The sequence below is a fragment of the Streptomyces sp. NPDC057137 genome, from assembly GCF_042670825.1.
Lineage (GTDB): Bacteria > Actinomycetota > Actinomycetes > Streptomycetales > Streptomycetaceae > Streptomyces.
This window is the reverse complement of the sequence record NZ_JBHUUW010000063.1, coordinates 10,423-26,972: the sequence shown is the minus strand read 5'-3', so window position 1 is coordinate 26,972 and position 16,550 is coordinate 10,423. Positions and strand designations below refer to the sequence as shown.

Sequence of the window (16,550 nt, the reverse complement as noted above, 5' to 3'; positions counted from 1 at the left end):
CGGGAGTGCGTTCCGGCGCCTAGTTGTACGGGTTGTCGTTCCCGCAACCCGGTGTGGACTCTTCGGTCAGAGACTCCACGTCATCCACGAAGACGAGTCCGGCGGGTTCGGGGGTGCTCGGCCGCATGGCCGTTGTCAGTGTGGGGCGGGGCGTGATCTCTACGGTGACAGCAGTCATGCCGTCTCATCTCCATTGTCGTGTTGGCAGTAGGTGTTGAGTGGTGCCTTCGCTTCTTGGTACGCCTTGGCGAGTGGCCGGCATACCCGGCATTTGGCCGAGAGCTGGCAGCCGCTACAGCCACCGGAGCGAAGCATTTGGGCGTCTGCGATGGCAGGCAGACGCAGCAGGCCGTCAAGTCCCTCGGTCATGAGGCCAATGGGGCGTTCACGGCCGACTTTGCACATGGTGGCGAACCCGTGGGGGTCTACGTGAAAGAAGGTGTGTCCGGCCGGACAGCCCTTGAAGACAGAGGATTTGTCCAGGAAACCCGGAGCCTGAGCGGCGAGCGGTTGAGAGTTGCCGTCGTAGGTTGGGGAGATGTTCGCGTACTCGGTGTACGTCGTTGCGTACTCATCCGCGATTTCCCGCATGGCCTGCACTTCATGCGCGTTGTGCTTTGTGACGATCAACGCGAGTTCGAGCGGCACATTTTCTTCTTTGGCCGCCTTGAGTCCTTTCGTGAGCAGCTTGAACGCGCCCGGCTTACGTGTGAGAGAATCGAAACTCTCGGCGCTCGCCCCGTACAGTGAGACCGTCACTTTGTGCGGCGGCATCGCAGAAAGCTGTTCGATGATTTCCGGCCGGTGCAGCCTTGATCCGTTCGTCAGAATCTCGATGAGCATTCCGAGCATGAACGCCTGCCGGTAGGAATGGCCCGCTCGGCAAGGTAGCAATGTTCGCAGTCGAAATTGCAACCCTTGTTAATCTCCCAGGTCGCCCGGCTGTAATTTAGCTGGGTGGCCGGACGTACCAACACGTTGCCTCTGGCTGGTTGCCCGGAAAGTTCAAGCCCCCATGCTTTGCGGGCAGCATTGACCAGCCACCCCGGCACGTTGCGTCCGCTGGCAACCGCGCTGGACAGCTCATGGTGCATCGCTCGCGGAATCTGCATTCCCTTACGAGTGCCGGGGCGCGCAATGACGAATTTGTCGCCCTGCGGACTGGCAATCACCTGGTGCATGCGGGTCCTCCGAGGTTGGTTCCCGCCCGGTTACGGGTTGTCCGTTCATGCGCGTGGGCGTGGATTGGGGCTGGCGGGGGCGCGTGTGTCCGTGGGACGCACCATCGGTGTCTGCGTCACCTTGGGGTGCTTCGCCACCCGGTTTCTCCTTGTCGCGGCCCCATGCGACGTGCAGCGCGCCCACCAGGTCGAGCGTGGTCGGGGTGCGAGCGCAACTCGGCGTTGCATTCCTCCACCGTCGGCGTACCGCCGCGATGGCGGGCTTCCTCGCGCTGATTGGCCAACGCCTCGCACACGTCGCACCCTTGGACGGCCACAGGCTCAAGCCCCGCAGCTCTGGAGCCCTCTATCGCCGTCCTCATGTCAGCCGTCGCAGACAGGTCTCGACGTGCGTCAGCAACTTCCGGTCGACCTTGGCGTACACGCGGGGGACGGACTCGGGTACGAGCCGCCAGAAACCGCCGTTGTGGACCGCCTCTTCGAGTTCCACCAGCCCTTCGTCCTTGGGCGGGTGCGCTGCCGCTGTGGGTCCGGCCATGGGGGCGCCTTTCGACAGCTAGGTCATTGGGTGAGGTCGTGCACGGCCGCGAGGAAGAGCAACGTGCCGACGAACGCGAGGAAGCCGAAGCAACTCGGTATCGAGAGCGTGTAGAGACACCCCCTGCCTTCGCCCTGGGGCGGCACGGCAGATGACGGGGCGGCCGGCGGACACACGAGCTTCGGCGGTGGCACTGAGCGTGTGGGAGGCGGCGCGTTCATGCCGTCACTCAGGTGGCTCGGGCGAGGCGTCAGCCCGCTCGCTGTACGGGTTGCCAGGGGCCGGTGTCACACGCAGGAACGACGTCGTGATGCCCCGGTAGCTGCGGTGACTCGTATTGCTGCCGGTGTGCCTGAGCGCCCATTCCTCAGGGTTCGTCCGCCCGTCCGACGCTTCCGACGACTCGCCACACGTTGTGCACTCGATCTCGTGCACAGGGCCGGACACGCCCGGCTCGGTATCGACGCCGAGCGTCCAGTCAGCGAGCTTGATCACCGTGCTCACAGGGGTGCCTCCTTGGTGGGTGGAGGCGCGACGAACAGTGCAGGGAGGACGTGGGACAGCGCCGCGCGTAGTGCACGCGTGCACGCGATGCTGATAGCCCCTCGTGGTGGTGGCACCAGCCAGTAGGTGCCGGGCGGCCTGCAACGCTCCTGGGGCGGCAACTCCAGATCCGTCGTCACGCTCAGAGGACCGTCGGCAGGCATCGCCGGCCACTTGGCAGCGGCGCCTGGTTTGATGAAGAAGTAGACGCCCGGCACCGCAGGGTCCACAGCCACCGTGCCGGGAGGGTTGATCCGGGCCAGGGCTTGAAGGCCGTAGTACCTGCCGACCCGCAGCACCTCCCAACTCGGGAGCGTTAAGGCGCTGCCGGGGCGCGGGAGAACACTCGGCGGGTCCGTCATCACGTGAGGCTCATCTCGTGGACCACTGCTGTGAGCAGGAAGCTACGGCGAGTACGCGACGACGACCCGAACTCCCAGTTCGGGTGAACTCTCAGTTCCGGTCGGCTAAGCGATTCCCAAGCGCTCGGCGAGATCGGACGCCTGGTGCCGGTAGGTAGGACGTACACGTTGGACGAGGCCCGTCACCATGTTGGTCGCGACGGCACTTCGTGCCATGTCCTCGGCACTCAGCTTCTCCAGGTCCAGGAGGTGGACCAGGACAGCAGCGTCGTCCCGCCGCTGGTCGTAGCAGCGGGCAAGCTCAAGCGTGAACGTGAACTGCCGCTCCCTGCTCGGGAGCTGAGAGATGTCCACCTCGTCAGCAAGGCGTAGACCCTCCGCGCACTGGCCGGCGAGCATCTCGATGCTCAGGGCGTGAAGGCCGATGTTCGTGGGACCGAAGACGGTCCACATGACGTTGGAGTCGCCAGCCTTCTTGCCGAGCGGGGCCGCCTTCTTCGACAGGCGCTGACGAGCGTCCCACCACTTCTTCCGCTGGGCTTCCGCGACGACACAGACCAGTTCGAGCGCTCCTTGTACGGCGGCCTTCTCTGTACTCTCCGGGACCGAGCGCAGTTGCTCGATCGCGATGCCGGCGACCTCGTGCGCTTCCTGCGCACCACTGTCCTGGGACAACAGGCAGTGGCCCAGGTTCCAGTGCGCCGCAGCGATCCGGATCGGATCGTCCGCGTCTTCCGCCGCTCGACGGGCCCGGTCCGCGACCATGAGAGACAGGTCGAGCCGGCCGGACCGGCGGCAGTACGACCTCATGAGTCCGTAGAAGTCCGCCGCCGTGCGGAGCACGTCGCGCCTAGCGGACTCGTCACTCGCCGAGCGGTGAGCCCGGACGGAATGCTCAACGTCCGCGATGAGTACGGGCAGCACTTCCTCAATCTCGGTGAATCGCTCCGTACTCTTCTGCCACGTGCGCCAAGCCTCCTCCACGCGCTCGCGCAGCGCCGCAGGGCCTACAGCCGGTCCCGGGCGGGCCGAGCCGTACCCCAGCAAGGCGCGTGCCACGTCAGGGTTGGTCGTCAGCGAGGCTGTCGCTCTGGTCGGCGGCTCGTCAGAAAGAAGGGCCGAGACCGGCACTTGGAGCTCGGCGGCAATCAGCGTCAACAACCCAGGTGACGGAGTGCGTTTCCCGTTCTCGATCATCGAGAAGTACCGCTCTGTGACACCGCACAGCCCTGCAACGGCGGCCATCGACCGATTGCCGTGTTTGCGCCGGTAGTGCCGGATACGCGTCCCGACGATCAGCGTTGGTGTTTCCGCCATCAGCCCTCCCGATTACGACAGAGTAGGACGGACCGCTCCGCCATGGGGACCTTCCGCAACATGGTGGATATTGTGATCAATTCTGGGGAGGGGCGACACATGCCTCTGGTCCTGTGGGACATCGACCACACACTCATCGAGACACGTGGCGTAGGACGCGACCTGTCCGCCGCTGCATTCGCGGAGGTGACCGGTCAGCCCATGCGAGAGCAGGCCACGATCGACGGGATCACCGAAGCCGTGATCTTCCGGGAGACAGCTGAACTGCACGGCCTCACAACCGACCGCGCTGACTTCGAACGATTCGCGCACGCTCTCGCTCAGCAACACGTAACGCACGTAGCTGAGTTGAGAGAACGCGGCGCGGCGCTCTCGGGGGCTGCCGCGGCCCTGGATGCTCTCTCCCACGCGAGCGTCCGGCAGACCGTGGTGACCGGCAACGTCCGTGCTGTTGCGGAAATCAAGCTGGGCGTCTTCGGCCTGGACACCCACATTGAATGGGACGCCGGCGCGTACGGAGAGGACGCGGATCTTCGGCCCGCTCTCGTTGACATCGCCCTTACCCGCTCGTCCACCGCTGCGAGGGATGCGGTGCTGATCGGGGACACGCCAGCGGATGTTGAAGGCGGGCTGGAGAACGGTGTCCACGTCATCGCCGTGGCGACAGGCCACAGTTCGGCGGCCGAGCTGCGTAAGGCAGGCGCTCACCACGTCCTGGACGACCTCACCGACGTCAACCGCCTTCTCTACCTCATCGCTGGCCGGGCGTAAAACGCTCCACCCACCGCGACGCTGACATCGCGATCTCGCGACGCACGACATCCTGCTGTTGGGTTTGGCGGCGACGGAGGCCCGTGTGCTCGCGCGTGCGGATGGCTAGAGGTTGTCCCGTCTGGGGTGTGAGTTATCCGGTGAGGGCCAGGTTGTGGGGTCGGGCGATGCCGAGCATGGCCTAGTGAACACCATGGCCCCCAGGCGGCGGTCCCGCAGGATCTTCCGGTTCTACTGAGACGGAAGCCTTGGAGATTCCGGCTTCACTCGGCGTGCAGCGGGTCGTACCCCGGTCTCGGGGAGCGGAGGGGCGGACCCCGCTGCCGACGACCGGAAACTGACATGAGTGCGGGCCCGGGGCCCAGACACCGGCCTGGAATCGGGCAGCCTCTCGACCTGGCGCTGGGTCGCCCGTCAGCCGACGCAAGGGCAACGGCTCGCGGTGAGGAGTTCCTCCACATGAGTGCGATGAATAAGGATTCGTGTGTCGTTGATTCCATTTGGAGAATCCATTCTGCATGATCGAATAACCTGAGCTGTTCGATATTCCAGGTTGAAGTATTTGCGGCATTTTCTCACAGTATTGAAACTAAATACATCGCGATTTCTCCGTGTTCATTTCCGTCCAGGGCATATTCATGCGTAATCTGCCCGCGACAGAATGAAGGCTTTCCGGGCGATCGGTAGCGGCCCGGCGGGCCCCCGTCTCCCGAGAGAAATGGTCTCGATGAAGCTCAATATCCGTGGCATGGCTCGACAACGATCCATTTCCGGCTGGCTCACCGCCGCGCTCACGGCAACCGTCGCCGCCGCGATGGTCGCGGTCACGCCGACCCAGGCGCTCGCCATCGCCACACCCGTCCCCCTCGGCACGGCCGACGCCTTCGCCGTTCTGGCCGGTGAGTCGATTACCAACACCGGCCCGTCAGTCATCACCGGTGATATCGGTGTGAGCCCCGGCACGGCCATCAGCGGCTTCCCGCCCGGCCTGGTCAACGGCGCGCAGCACTCCGCGGACGCGGTGGCCCTGCAGGCCAAATCCGATCTGGTGGCCGCGTACAACAACGCCGCCGGGCAGGCCACGGACGCGGCGCTCCCGCCGGACGCCGGCGGCCTGACGCTCGTTCCCGGTGTCTACACCGCGTCTTCGACGCTGGGTCTTACCGGCACCCTCACCCTCGACGCGCAGGGTGACCCCAACGCCGTCTGGGTCTTCCAGGTCGGCTCCGGGCTGACGACGGCCTCCGCCAGCCGGGTCTCGCTCATCAACGGCGCGGCGGCGTGCAACGTGTTCTGGAAGATCGGCAGCTCGGCGACCCTGGGCACCAACTCGACGTTCGTCGGCAACATCCTGGCCCTGACCTCGATCAGCGCCACGACCGGGGCGAGCATCGACGGGCGTGCGCTGGCGCGTAACGGCTCGGTGACCCTGGACACCAACCGCATCACCCGCGCCACCTGCTCGGGCGGCACCACGTCCGGGACGACTACCGGCACCACGACCGGCACCACCACGGGCACCACGACCGGCACCACCACCGGAACGACGGGCAGCGTCCTCGGCGGCGTCCTCGGCGGTGTGCTGGGCGGCGCTACGACCGGCACCACCACCGGCGGCGTGCTCGGTGGCGTCCTCGGCGGCGTCGTGACCGGCGGCACCACGGGCGGTACGACCGGCGGGTCCCCGGGCGGGATCATCGCGGGCAACACGGCCGGCAACACGACCGGGAACACGAGCGGCAACACGAGCGGGAACACCGTCGGCAACACCATCGGCGGAAACAGCGGCGGCGGCCACGGCGGCCACACCGGCGGCGGCCACGGCGGAAAGCCTCCGGGGAAGCCGGACCACGACCACGGCGGAAAGCCCCCGGGCAAGCCGGACCACGGTTACGGCGACGACGAGGGCGGCTACGGCGAGCAGCCCCCGGAGCACGGCGGCTACGGCGACAAGCCCGAGCACCTGGCCTGACAAAGGCCGGACCACGGATCGCGCCGCGCGGTGGAATCTCATCGATTCCGCCGCGCGGCGTCCCCAGGAAACCCCGCAAAAACTCCGGGCGTGAGTAGCTGATATGAAAAAGACAGGGTGGGTGCCGGTGCCGGGCGGAATTGATTCGGTGGAATCAGTTGAGGCGGTTGACGTCGTGAGAACTGCCGACACGGCTCGGAGACCGGATTCTGTGGAGGTACGGAAAACCGGCCCCGCCGGAGTACCGGCCACTTTCCGCGTACTGAGGGCGGGGGTGCGTACCGTCGTATTCCTTTGTCTGGCGACGGTGCTGACCCACGCGGCGCTCGTGTTTCTGCACATCGCGCCTTCCAACGCCGTCTCGCAGCGCTACAGCCGGCAGATCAACGCCTGGGTCTATCCGCTCTTCGAGCAGAACTGGCGGCTCTTCGCGCCTGACCCGGACTCCGTCAACCGGCAGATCTCCGCGCGCACGGCGCGCACCGCGGCCGACGGCACGGTCCAGGTGAGCGAGTGGTTCGACCTGACTGCTGTGGACAACGCGGCGGTCGAGCACAGTCCGTTCCCCAGCCACACCGCGCAGAACGAGCTGCGCCGGGCCTGGACGTCGTACCTCGAACTGCACGGCGGCAGCGACGAGTCGCGTTCGGCCCGCGCCGTGATGATGCAGAAGTATCTGCGCAACATCGCGGTGGCCCGGACGACCGACCGCCTCGGCAAAGACGCCGCGTTCATCCAGCTCCGGGTCGTCACCACGCCCATCGCCGCCCGGAGCGCGGACGGTACGCGGACGGCCCAGGGGACGCCGAAACCCCCCGAGACCCGGCTCCTGCCCTGGTGGAAGGTGACCCCCGATGGCAACTGAACAGCTCTCCGCGCGCGACCGGACCAGGCGCCTGTACGCCCTCCTGACCGAGCGGCCGATCTCGCTGTACGCCACCGCGGGGCTGCGCATCGGCTACGGCCTGCTCTATCTGGGCTTCCTGCTGCGGGAGTTCCCCCATCGCGACGAGATCTGGGGACCCGGTTCGCCCTGGACACCGGAGCTCGCGGCACAGCTCTACGACCAGACCGGCTGGGCCAGCGTCCTCGCCCTCTCCGACAGCCGGAGCTACTTCGAGCTCTGCTACGCACTGGCCGTCGTCACCTCCGCGCTGTTCGCGCTCGGCTGGCGCACCCGCGCCATCTCCGTCCTCTTCGCCGTCGTCGTGGCCTCGTTCCACTCCCGGTCCATCTTCATGACGGACGGCGGCGACAACCTCATCCTGCTGATGGCCTTCTACCTCGTACTCACCGCCTGCGGCCGGCGCTGGTCCCTGGACGCGCGCAGAGCGGCCCGGTACGCAGCGGCGGACACCGGCCGTACGGCGGCGCCGATCAGTCAACTCCGCGACGCCCGGGCCATGTTGGTCACGGTGCTGCACAACTGCGGACTGATCGTCATCGCCGTCCAGGTCTGCTTCCTCTACGGATCGGCCGGCCTGTACAAGGTGCAGGGCGGTACCTGGGGCAGCGGCACCGCGCTGCACTACGTACTGAACCTCGACCTCTTCCGGCCCTGGCCCGCACTCTCACAGATCGCGGACGAGCAGACCGTACTGCTCGCGATCACCGGTTACGCGACGGTGCTCCTCCAAGTCGCGTTCCCGTTCGTCCTGTTCGGGCGGCTCAAGTACCCCGTCCTCGCCATGCTGTTGGGCATGCACATCGGGATCGCGGTACTCATGGGGCTGCCGCTCTTCTCCGGCGCGATGATCGTCGCCGACCTGGTCTTTCTCCCCGACCGCTTCTACCTCGCACTGCGACGCCTCTGGGGAAGCGCGGCGGGGCGCGCAGGGCTCGGGAAGTTCGTGCGACAAGCGGCTGAGGTGCCCCCGCCCACCGCGCTGCTGCCACAGCAGGGCAGGGCCGACGGGTCGGCCGACTCGCTGAATGTGAGCAAGTCTCGCGTCCCCCCTGGCCGGGGCATTCGGTGATGGCACTGTTCCCGCAGCTGATGGTCGAGACTGGGCGGCCCCGAGCGGTGACTCGTTGCTGATCTGCACTCGGGGCCGTTCTCGCAAGCCGGGCGCCTACCGAAGTTTTCGGCGTGGCAGTCACTGTGACTGTTCGTCAGTTCGTCGGCGGCAGCCCGGCCGCCCATGCCAAGGGTGCGTGCATGGAAGGTCCTTCACGCGATGTTCGGGGTGAGCCCGAACCTGCTCGGTCTTCCTGGGGCCCCGCCGCCACTTGGCCGTCGTCATGCGGACGGGCGCTGCGTCTCGCGACGACGCAGCACAGGTGACGAGAGCAAACGACACTGGTTGCGTGATTATCGAACGCGCGTATGCCCATCTCTCCTCGTACGACGAGGAAGCCTGGCCTTGGTCGGTGCCCTGCGTCCGACAACTGCTCGACGAAGGGCTGCGGTTCACCGCACCGGTGACTTTTCTGGTCGGTGAGAACGGCTCCGGGAAGTCGACCCTGGTCGAGGCGCTGGCGGAGGGGTTCGGCCTGGACTCCTACGGGGGCTCCCACGACTGGCGCTACGCTTCCCCGCGCGGCAAGTCGACCCTCGGCGAGCGCATGAAATTCGACGCAGCCTCAGGGCGCGGGCGTCGTATGGCCACCAGTTGGTCGGCCCGCAAGGGCTTCTTCCTGCGTGCCGAGACCGCGCGGGACGCCCTGGGCAGGGAGGGGTTCTCGCCGGACCAGGTCAGTCATGGTGAGGGCTTTCTCGGGGCGTTCCGCGGGAAGTTCCTGCACGCCGGGCTCTATGTTCTGGACGAGCCGGAGGCGGCGCTCTCCTTCTCTTCGTGCCTTGAGCTGATCGGGCACATCGACCGGCTGGCCAAGGAGGGCGGCCAGGTCATCTGTGCCACGCACTCCCCGTTGCTGACCGCACTGCCGGGCGCGGACATCATCGAGGTCGGTGAGCACGGTATGCGAAGGGTCGTCTGGCGGGAGCTCGGCGTCGTGGATCACTGGCGCCGCTACCTCGCCGACCCGCACACCTATCTGCGGCACATCGTCGAACCGTAGGCGGGGCCGCGGTGCCCGGTCTCGAATCGGGCACGAACGTGGTGTGCGGCGCCGATCCGGGATCCGGGCGGGCGTCGGGGGCGTCCTGTGAGGCATGGACCTGGAGAAGACGCCGACACCGATGGCACCGCCGGCACCCGAGCCGTACGAGCCGGGTGAGGGCTGTCTGACCACGGCCATCCGGATTCCGGTCCGGATCGTCGTACTCGTGCTCGTCGTCCCGGTGCGCCTGGTGTGGGATCTGATCGCCGCCGGGGCGCGGGCGCTGCACCGGGCCCTGTTCCGGCCGGTCGGACGGGGGATCGGGCTGGCCTGCTCCTGGCTGTACGAGACGCTGCTCGTTCCGCTCGGGCGCGCGCTGGGGTGGCTGGGCAAGGCGTTGTTCGTGTGGCCGTGGGTGGCGCTGTGGCGGTACGGCGTCGTGGTGCCGGTGGTGTGGCTGTACGCGAAGGTCCTCACCCCGATCGGCCACGGCATCGCCTTCGTCTGCTCCTGGCTCTACGAGACGTTGCTCACGCCGACCGGGCGGGTGCTGGGTCTCGTCCTCGGGTGGCTGGGCAAGGCGCTGTTCGTCTGGCCCTGGGTGGCTCTGTGGCGCTATGTGCTGGTGCCGGTGGTGCACTACGGGCTCGTGGTGCCGGCGGTGTGGCTCTACCGGCAGGTGCTCACCCCGATCGGCCACGGCATCGCCTGGCTGCTCGTGGGGCTCGTCAGAGGCGTCGTGCTGGCCGTCGGCGGTGTCTGGAAGGCGCTCGGATGGCTCGTCGGCGCCCTGCTGATCACCCCGCTCGGCTGGCTCTACCGCACGGTCCTCGCCCCCGTCGGCCGTGAGATCGCCGACGCCGTCGGCGTCGCCTGGCGGATCGCCGGACAGATCTCGCGCGCGGTCGGCCGGGCGCTGAAATGGCTGGCCTGGGTCTTGATCGGGCAGCCCGTGAGCTGGTTCTACCGGGACGTCTGCACCCCGGTCGGCCATGCCGTACGCGACCACGTGTGGGCCCCGGCCAAGCAGGCGGCCGCCGAAGCGGGCCGGGCGGTCAGGAGCGCGCTGCGCTCCGCCGGGGAAACCGTCCGGCAGACCCGCCGGGACGCCTGGCGCGCCCTGGTCGGCGCTCCCCGCCCGGCCGAGCCTGTGAAGGTGCCGGTCGACGGGGCGCGTACGCTGGGTAGTACAACAACCGTCCCCGGCGCGGTACCCGCACCCGAGATCTCCCTGCGCAAGCAGGTGTGAGCCGGGTTTCCGGGGCCGACCGCCCGGTCGGCCGCGCGTCCGAGGGTGTGCGCCACCGCGCGCACCCCGCACCGAGGAGAAGAACCACTGGGCAAGCGACAGCCCGAAGGCCCCCCGCCCGCGCCGACGGTGCAGCGCATCAGACTGCGTTACACCAAGCGTGGCCGCCTCCGGTTCACCAGCCACCGCGATTTCCAGCGCGCCTTCGAGCGGGCCCTGCGCCGCGCCGACGTCCCCATGGCGTACTCCGCGGGCTTCACCCCGCACCCGAAGGTCAGCTACGCGAATGCCGCACCCACCGGCACGGGCAGCGAGGCCGAGTACCTGGAGATCGCCCTGGCGGCGACGCGTGATCCCGCCGCACTGCGCGAACTGCTCGACGAGTCGCTGCCCACCGGGCTCGACATCATCGACGCCGTCGAGGCCCGCACATCGGGTCTCGCCGACCGGCTGACCGCCTCCGAGTGGGAGCTGCGGCTCGACGGTGTGGACCACGAAGAGGCCGAGCGGGCCGTGACCGCCTTCCTGGCCGCCGAGGTGGTGGAGGTCGAACGGCGTGCGAAGAACGGCATGCGGACCTTCGACGCCCGGGAAGCCGTGGTCGACCTGCGAACCCTTCCTCCACAGGCCGATAGGCCGGGGGCCGAGCGCTGTGCGATACTGCGGCTGGTAGTTCGGCACATGACACCCGCCGTTCGACCCGACGACGTCCTTTCCGGTCTCCGAGCTGTGGCCGACCTGGCGCCGCCGGTCCCCGCAGCGGTGACCAGGCTGGCGCAGGGGCTCTTCGACGAGGAGTCCGGAACGGTGACCGACCCGCTCGCGCCCGACCGCGAGGCAGTCACGGCAGGCTCATCCATGGCCGCCGGACCCGCCGCCGCGAAGGCTCCGGAAGGTGCGGTCTCCGCGTAGGACGGTTGTTGTAGCGCTGCCCTCGAATCCGCCTCGGGAGCCACCTGGGCCGGGCGGCGCGCTGACCACGAAGACTTTCGCCAGGCCGTACGTACGACGCGTACGTACGGAACCGGCGACCCAGACATAACAGCTCCTGTGCGGCGCCCGCGCCCCGGACGGCGGCATTCGCGCCTCAGCGCGGGCCGCGGCCGGACCGGATCAAGGCGTGGCGCCCGGGAGCGTGACGGGAGAACCGCCCGCATGTCCCAGAATGAACCCGGTACGACCCGGGACACCGAAGAAGAACTGAACAGCCCCAGCGACACGCTGCCGCCGCGCCGCAGGCGCCGCGCCGCGTCACGTCCGGCGGGACCGCCGTCCGCGGCGGCCGAGGCCGCCGAGGGGGCGAAGGTCACGGCGAGCGTGCCGGAGGAGACCTCCGAGCCCGCCGCCGGCACCGACGAGGCGGCGCCGCCGCGTGCCCGCCGTCGGGCCACCCGTAAGGCCACCGCTCCCGTGGAGATCGTGGCCGACCCCGCACCCGAGGCAGCCGCCCCGGAGACCCTTGCCGAGCCGGCGGCCGACGAGGCCGCTCCGCCGCGTGCGCGGCGCCGTGCGACCCGTAAGGTCGCCGCTCCCGCCGAGACGGTCGCCGAGCCGGTGATCGAACCTGTGGTCGAGGCCGCCGCCCCCGAGGCCGTCGCCGAGCCGGTGGCCGACGGGGCCGCTCCGCCGCGTGCCCGCCGCCGTGCGACTCGTAAGGTCGCCGCTCCCGCCGAGAGCGTCGCGGAGCCGGTCGTCGAGCCCGTGGCCGATACCGCTCCGGAGACCGCCCCCGCGCCCGCCGCCGAGCCGGTGGCCGACGAGGCCGCTCCGCCCCGTGCCCGCCGCCGTGCGACCCGCAAGGTGACCGCACCGGCGACCACTCCCGCGCCCGCCGAGGTGGACGACGAGGACACCGACGCGAGCGCGCAGGGCGAGACGCTCCCCGCGAACGCCGTCACGCAGATCACCGCCGACGAGGAGGGCGTCGAGGCGGCCGAGAAGGCCGCCACCCGTGGCCGGACGCGCCGCAGGGGTGGTGGCTCGCCGGAGTTCACCGCCGAGCCCAAGGCGGAGCCGAAGGCCGAGTCGAAGTCCGAGCCCAAGGCCAGGAAGGCCGAGCAGCGCAACGGCTCCGCGCCGTCCGCCGCGAAGGACAAGGAGAGCGACGCGCCCGAGCGGTCGTCGCGTCGGCGCGCCACCCGGCCCGCCGTGGCCGTCTTCCAGGCGCCCGTCTTCGCCGAGCCGATGTTCCAGACCCCCGAGACGGCCGCCGCGATGGCCGCCGCCGGTGACGTCGAGGACGATGACGACGACCTCGACATCGAGGACGAGACGACCGTCGAGCCCGTCGCCGCGCCCGCCCCCGAGCCTTCGGGCCGCCGCAGGCGCCGTCGCCGCGGTGAGTCCGCCGAAGCCGCCGAGCCCGCGCCCGCACCGGCCCCCGCCGCCGCGCGGGACGCCGACGACGAGCACGACACCGAGCACTCCGCCGAGAGCGACGAGCCCGACGCCGACGCCGAGTCCGAGGACTCCGACGAGTTCGACCGTCCGTCGCGGCGCCGCCGCCGGGGCGGCCGTCGCCGTCGCCGCGGTGAGTCCGCCGACGCCGACGAGCAGTCGGACGAGCACTCCGACGACGCGCCGGAGGAGCGGGGCCAGGACCGCGGCAAGAAGCACGCCGCCGACACCGACGACGAGGACGGCTCCGACACGGACGCCGCCGACTCCGACGAGCAGGACGACGACGACTCCGCCAACCAGTCGGGCGGCGGAAGCAGCAGCAGCCGGCGGCGTCGCCGCAGGCGCCGTCGCAGCGGTGACGGTGGTTCCGACAACGAGAACAACGGTGTGGACGACCCGGAGCGCACGGTCGTCAAGGTCCGTGAGCCGCGCGAGCGCCGTACGAAGGACACCGAGCCCGGCACCGGCGTGGACGAGGTCCAGTCCATCAAGGGCTCGACCCGTCTGGAGGCGAAGAAGCAGCGCCGCCGCGAAGGCCGCGAGCAGGGCCGCCGCCGGGTGCCGATCATCACCGAGGCGGAGTTCCTGGCGCGCCGCGAGGCCGTCGAGCGCGTGATGGTCGTCCGCCAGAACGGCGAGCGCACCCAGATCGGCGTTCTCGAGGACGACGTGCTCGTCGAGCACTACGTCAACAAGGAGCAGGCCACCAGCTACGTCGGCAACGTCTACCTGGGCAAGGTGCAGAACGTACTGCCTTCCATGGAGGCCGCCTTCGTCGACATCGGCAAGGGACGCAACGCCGTCCTGTACGCCGGTGAGGTCAACTTCGAGGCGCTGGGCATGGCCAACGGCCCGCGCCGTATCGAGACCGCGCTCAAGTCCGGCCAGTCGGTCCTCGTCCAGGTGACGAAGGACCCGATCGGCCACAAGGGCGCGCGTCTCACCAGCCAGGTCTCACTGCCCGGCCGTTACCTCGTGTACGTCCCCGAGGGCTCGATGACCGGCATCAGCCGCAAGCTCCCCGACACCGAGCGGGCGCGGCTGAAGACCATCCTGAAGAAGATCGTCCCCGAGGACGCGGGCGTCATCGTCCGTACGGCCGCCGAGGGCGCGAGCGAGGACGAGCTGCGCCGCGACGTCGAGCGCCTCCAGTCGCAGTGGGAGGACATCCAGAAGAAGGCGAAGAGCGGCAACGCCCCGACCCTTCTCTACGGTGAGCCGGACATGACCGTCCGGGTCGTGCGCGACATCTTCAACGAGGACTTCACCAAGGTCATCGTCAGCGGTGACGAGGCATGGCAGACCATCCACGGTTACGTGGCGCACGTGGCGCCCGACCTGTCCGACCGGCTGAACCGCTGGACGAGCGAGGTCGACGTCTTCGCCTCGTACCGGATCGACGAGCAGCTGATGAAGGCGCTGGACCGCAAGGTCTGGCTGCCGAGCGGTGGCTCGCTGGTCATCGACAAGACCGAGGCCATGATCGTGGTCGACGTCAACACCGGGAAGTTCACCGGCCAGGGCGGCAACCTGGAGGAGACCGTCACCAGGAACAACCTGGAGGCGGCCGAGGAGATCGTGCGTCAGCTGCGGCTGCGCGACCTGGGCGGCATCGTCGTCATCGACTTCATCGACATGGTCCTCGAATCGAACCGGGATCTGGTGCTGCGGCGACTGCTGGAGTGCCTGGGCCGGGACCGTACGAAGCACCAGGTCGCCGAAGTCACGTCGCTCGGCCTGGTCCAGATGACCCGTAAGCGGGTGGGCCAGGGTCTGCTGGAGTCGTTCTCCGAGACCTGCGTCCACTGCAACGGGCGCGGCGTCATCGTCCACATGGAGCAGCCGACCAGCTCCGGTGGCGGCGGTGGCAACGTCGGCGGTGGCGGCAACGGCAAGCGCGCGAAGAAGCGCCGCGGCGGGTCCGGTGCGGACCACGACCACAGCCATGACCACGACCACGAGCACGAGACGGCGGCCGATGTCCTGACGGACGCGGAGTCCGAGTCCGAGGCCGAGGTGGCGGCGGAGGCCGCCGCCCCGGTCGCGCTGCCCGCGCCGGAGTTCGTGCCCGACGAGGAGCTGTACAGCAGCGTCGCGGAGGCCGAGACGGCCGCGCGTGGCGGGCGTTCGCGCCGCCGGGCGTCGCGCAAGGCGTCGGCTCCGGCCGGTTCGCCGAGGTCGACGGAGCCCGAGCCGAAGGTACGGGCGGCCGACGAGCCGGCCGAGGTGCCGGCGCCGGTCGCCTCGTCCGTGCCGGTCGCCGAGCCCGAGGTCGACGTGGAGGAGGCGGCTCCGCAGGGCCGTACCCGCCGCCGGGCCACCCGTAAGGCGTCGGCTCCGGCCGGCTCGCCGAAGACGGGCGGGTCCGACCAGGCCGCCGAGCGGGCGGCCGAGGTCGTCGTCGAGCAGTCGGCGGCGCCCGTCGCTGCGGAGCCGGAGGCCGTACGGCCCGAGGCCGGCACCGACGCCCCCGTCGGCGACACGCCCGTGACCGACACGCCCGAGGCGGCACCGCCGCGGGCGCGCCGCAGGGCGACCCGTAAGGCGTCGGCCCCGGCCGGTTCGCCGACGGGCGCCGAGGAGGCGGCCGTCCTGGTGGTGGATTCGGCAGCCGAGTCCGGCCAATCGGCCGAATCCCCGGGACACGCCGAAGAGTCCGGCGAGTCCGGCGACGACAGCAATGCGGAATCTTCAGCTCCGGCCAAGAAGGCGGCTCGAAAGACCGCGAAGAAGGCCACGGCGAAGAAGGCGGCCACGAAGAAGACGGCGGCCAAGAAGACCGCCGCCAAGAAGACCACGGCGAAGAAGACGACCACGAAGTCCGTGGCCAAGAAGACGTCGGCGGCCGAGCAGTCGGCCCCCGCGGTGTCGGTGGCCACTGATGGGTGAGTTGTCAAGCTGAACGTTTGGTGATCGCCGGTTGAACGGCCCGTGCCCGCCCCTGGGAATCCAGTGGCGGGCACGGGCCTTTTTGTTTCGGAATTGATGCGAATGGCGGTTAACACGACCGAAATTCCACCGGAAATCCCTGATAATGTGACTGGCGGTCCCCGCCGTCGACAGTCCCCGCCCGGAACCTGCGGTCGGGGACCGGCCCGTACAGGGACAGCGGTCCCACATTCCTCGGCAGGGCGTCGGCCATCGCGCCGTAGGGGTACACGCGGCCTCGTGAGACGCCCGCTGCACTCCTGGCCTCTGCCACAGAGAGCTTTCG

14 protein-coding genes are annotated in these 16,550 nt (G+C 69.2%); 8 read left to right on the top strand and 6 right to left on the bottom strand.

Translation table 11 applies throughout. The features are described 5' to 3' along the window. Nucleotides 1–19: 19 nt before the first annotated feature. From ACFT9I_RS32965 to ACFT9I_RS32940, 6 genes are all read right to left on the bottom strand, one after another. On the bottom strand, nt 20–178 hold the full coding sequence (locus tag ACFT9I_RS32965; protein ID WP_382570439.1) for a hypothetical protein: 159 nt from the start codon (nt 176–178) through the stop codon (nt 20–22). Next, nucleotides 175–843, bottom strand: a complete 669-nt coding sequence (locus tag ACFT9I_RS32960; RefSeq protein ID WP_382570436.1) for a hypothetical protein — start codon at nt 841–843, stop codon at nt 175–177. The genes ACFT9I_RS32965 and ACFT9I_RS32960 overlap by 4 nt, the downstream gene beginning before the upstream one ends. After that, the gene (locus tag ACFT9I_RS32955) at nt 825–1,181 is read right to left on the bottom strand and encodes a hypothetical protein (RefSeq protein WP_382570433.1); all 357 of its coding nucleotides are present in this window, start codon (nt 1,179–1,181) and stop codon (nt 825–827) included. Before ACFT9I_RS32955 ends, ACFT9I_RS32960 begins: the two co-directional genes overlap by 19 nt. Nucleotides 1,182–1,539: 358 nt before the next feature. Further along, nucleotides 1,540–1,719, bottom strand: coding sequence for a hypothetical protein (locus ACFT9I_RS32950; protein WP_382570431.1), 180 nt, complete (start codon nt 1,717–1,719; stop codon nt 1,540–1,542). Between the two features lie 225 nt (nt 1,720–1,944). Beyond that, on the bottom strand, nt 1,945–2,223 hold the full coding sequence (locus tag ACFT9I_RS32945) for a hypothetical protein (RefSeq protein ID WP_382570428.1): 279 nt from the start codon (nt 2,221–2,223) through the stop codon (nt 1,945–1,947). A 506-nt stretch (nt 2,224–2,729) separates the two neighbouring features. After that, a complete protein-coding gene (locus tag ACFT9I_RS32940; RefSeq protein WP_382570425.1) occupies nt 2,730–3,941 on the bottom strand; it encodes a helix-turn-helix domain-containing protein in 1,212 nt (403 codons plus the stop codon). A 99-nt stretch (nt 3,942–4,040) separates the two neighbouring features. Between ACFT9I_RS32940 and ACFT9I_RS32935 the strand changes: the two genes are divergently transcribed. From ACFT9I_RS32935 to ACFT9I_RS32900, 8 genes are all read left to right on the top strand, one after another. After that, the gene (locus ACFT9I_RS32935; protein ID WP_382570472.1) at nt 4,041–4,712 is read left to right on the top strand and encodes an HAD family hydrolase; all 672 of its coding nucleotides are present in this window, start codon (nt 4,041–4,043) and stop codon (nt 4,710–4,712) included. 748 nt (nt 4,713–5,460) lie between these two features. Next, nucleotides 5,461–6,684, top strand: a complete 1,224-nt coding sequence (locus ACFT9I_RS32930; RefSeq protein WP_382570423.1) for an ice-binding family protein — start codon at nt 5,461–5,463, stop codon at nt 6,682–6,684. A 274-nt stretch (nt 6,685–6,958) separates the two neighbouring features. Further along, nucleotides 6,959–7,549 (top strand): DUF5819 family protein, encoded by a 591-nt coding sequence (locus ACFT9I_RS32925; RefSeq protein ID WP_382570420.1) that lies wholly within the window; start codon nt 6,959–6,961, stop codon nt 7,547–7,549. Then, the gene (locus tag ACFT9I_RS32920; RefSeq protein WP_382570417.1) at nt 7,539–8,660 is read left to right on the top strand and encodes an HTTM domain-containing protein; all 1,122 of its coding nucleotides are present in this window, start codon (nt 7,539–7,541) and stop codon (nt 8,658–8,660) included. The genes ACFT9I_RS32925 and ACFT9I_RS32920 overlap by 11 nt, the downstream gene beginning before the upstream one ends. 331 nt (nt 8,661–8,991) lie before the next feature. After that, the gene (locus ACFT9I_RS32915) at nt 8,992–9,705 is read left to right on the top strand and encodes an AAA family ATPase (RefSeq protein ID WP_382570414.1); all 714 of its coding nucleotides are present in this window, start codon (nt 8,992–8,994) and stop codon (nt 9,703–9,705) included. A gap of 94 nt (nt 9,706–9,799) precedes the next feature. After that, complete coding sequence (locus ACFT9I_RS32910; RefSeq protein WP_382570412.1) at nt 9,800–10,936, top strand: hypothetical protein; 1,137 nt, start codon at nt 9,800–9,802, stop codon at nt 10,934–10,936. Nucleotides 10,937–11,065: 129 nt separating this feature from the next. Next, nucleotides 11,066–11,848, top strand: a complete 783-nt coding sequence (locus ACFT9I_RS32905) for a TIGR03936 family radical SAM-associated protein (RefSeq protein WP_382570410.1) — start codon at nt 11,066–11,068, stop codon at nt 11,846–11,848. 243 nt (nt 11,849–12,091) lie between these two features. Beyond that, nucleotides 12,092–16,225 carry a ribonuclease E/G gene (locus ACFT9I_RS32900; RefSeq protein WP_382570407.1) on the top strand — a complete coding sequence of 1,378 codons (4,134 nt, stop codon included), beginning with the start codon at nt 12,092–12,094 and terminating at the stop codon, nt 16,223–16,225. Nucleotides 16,226–16,550: the final 325 nt, after the last annotated feature.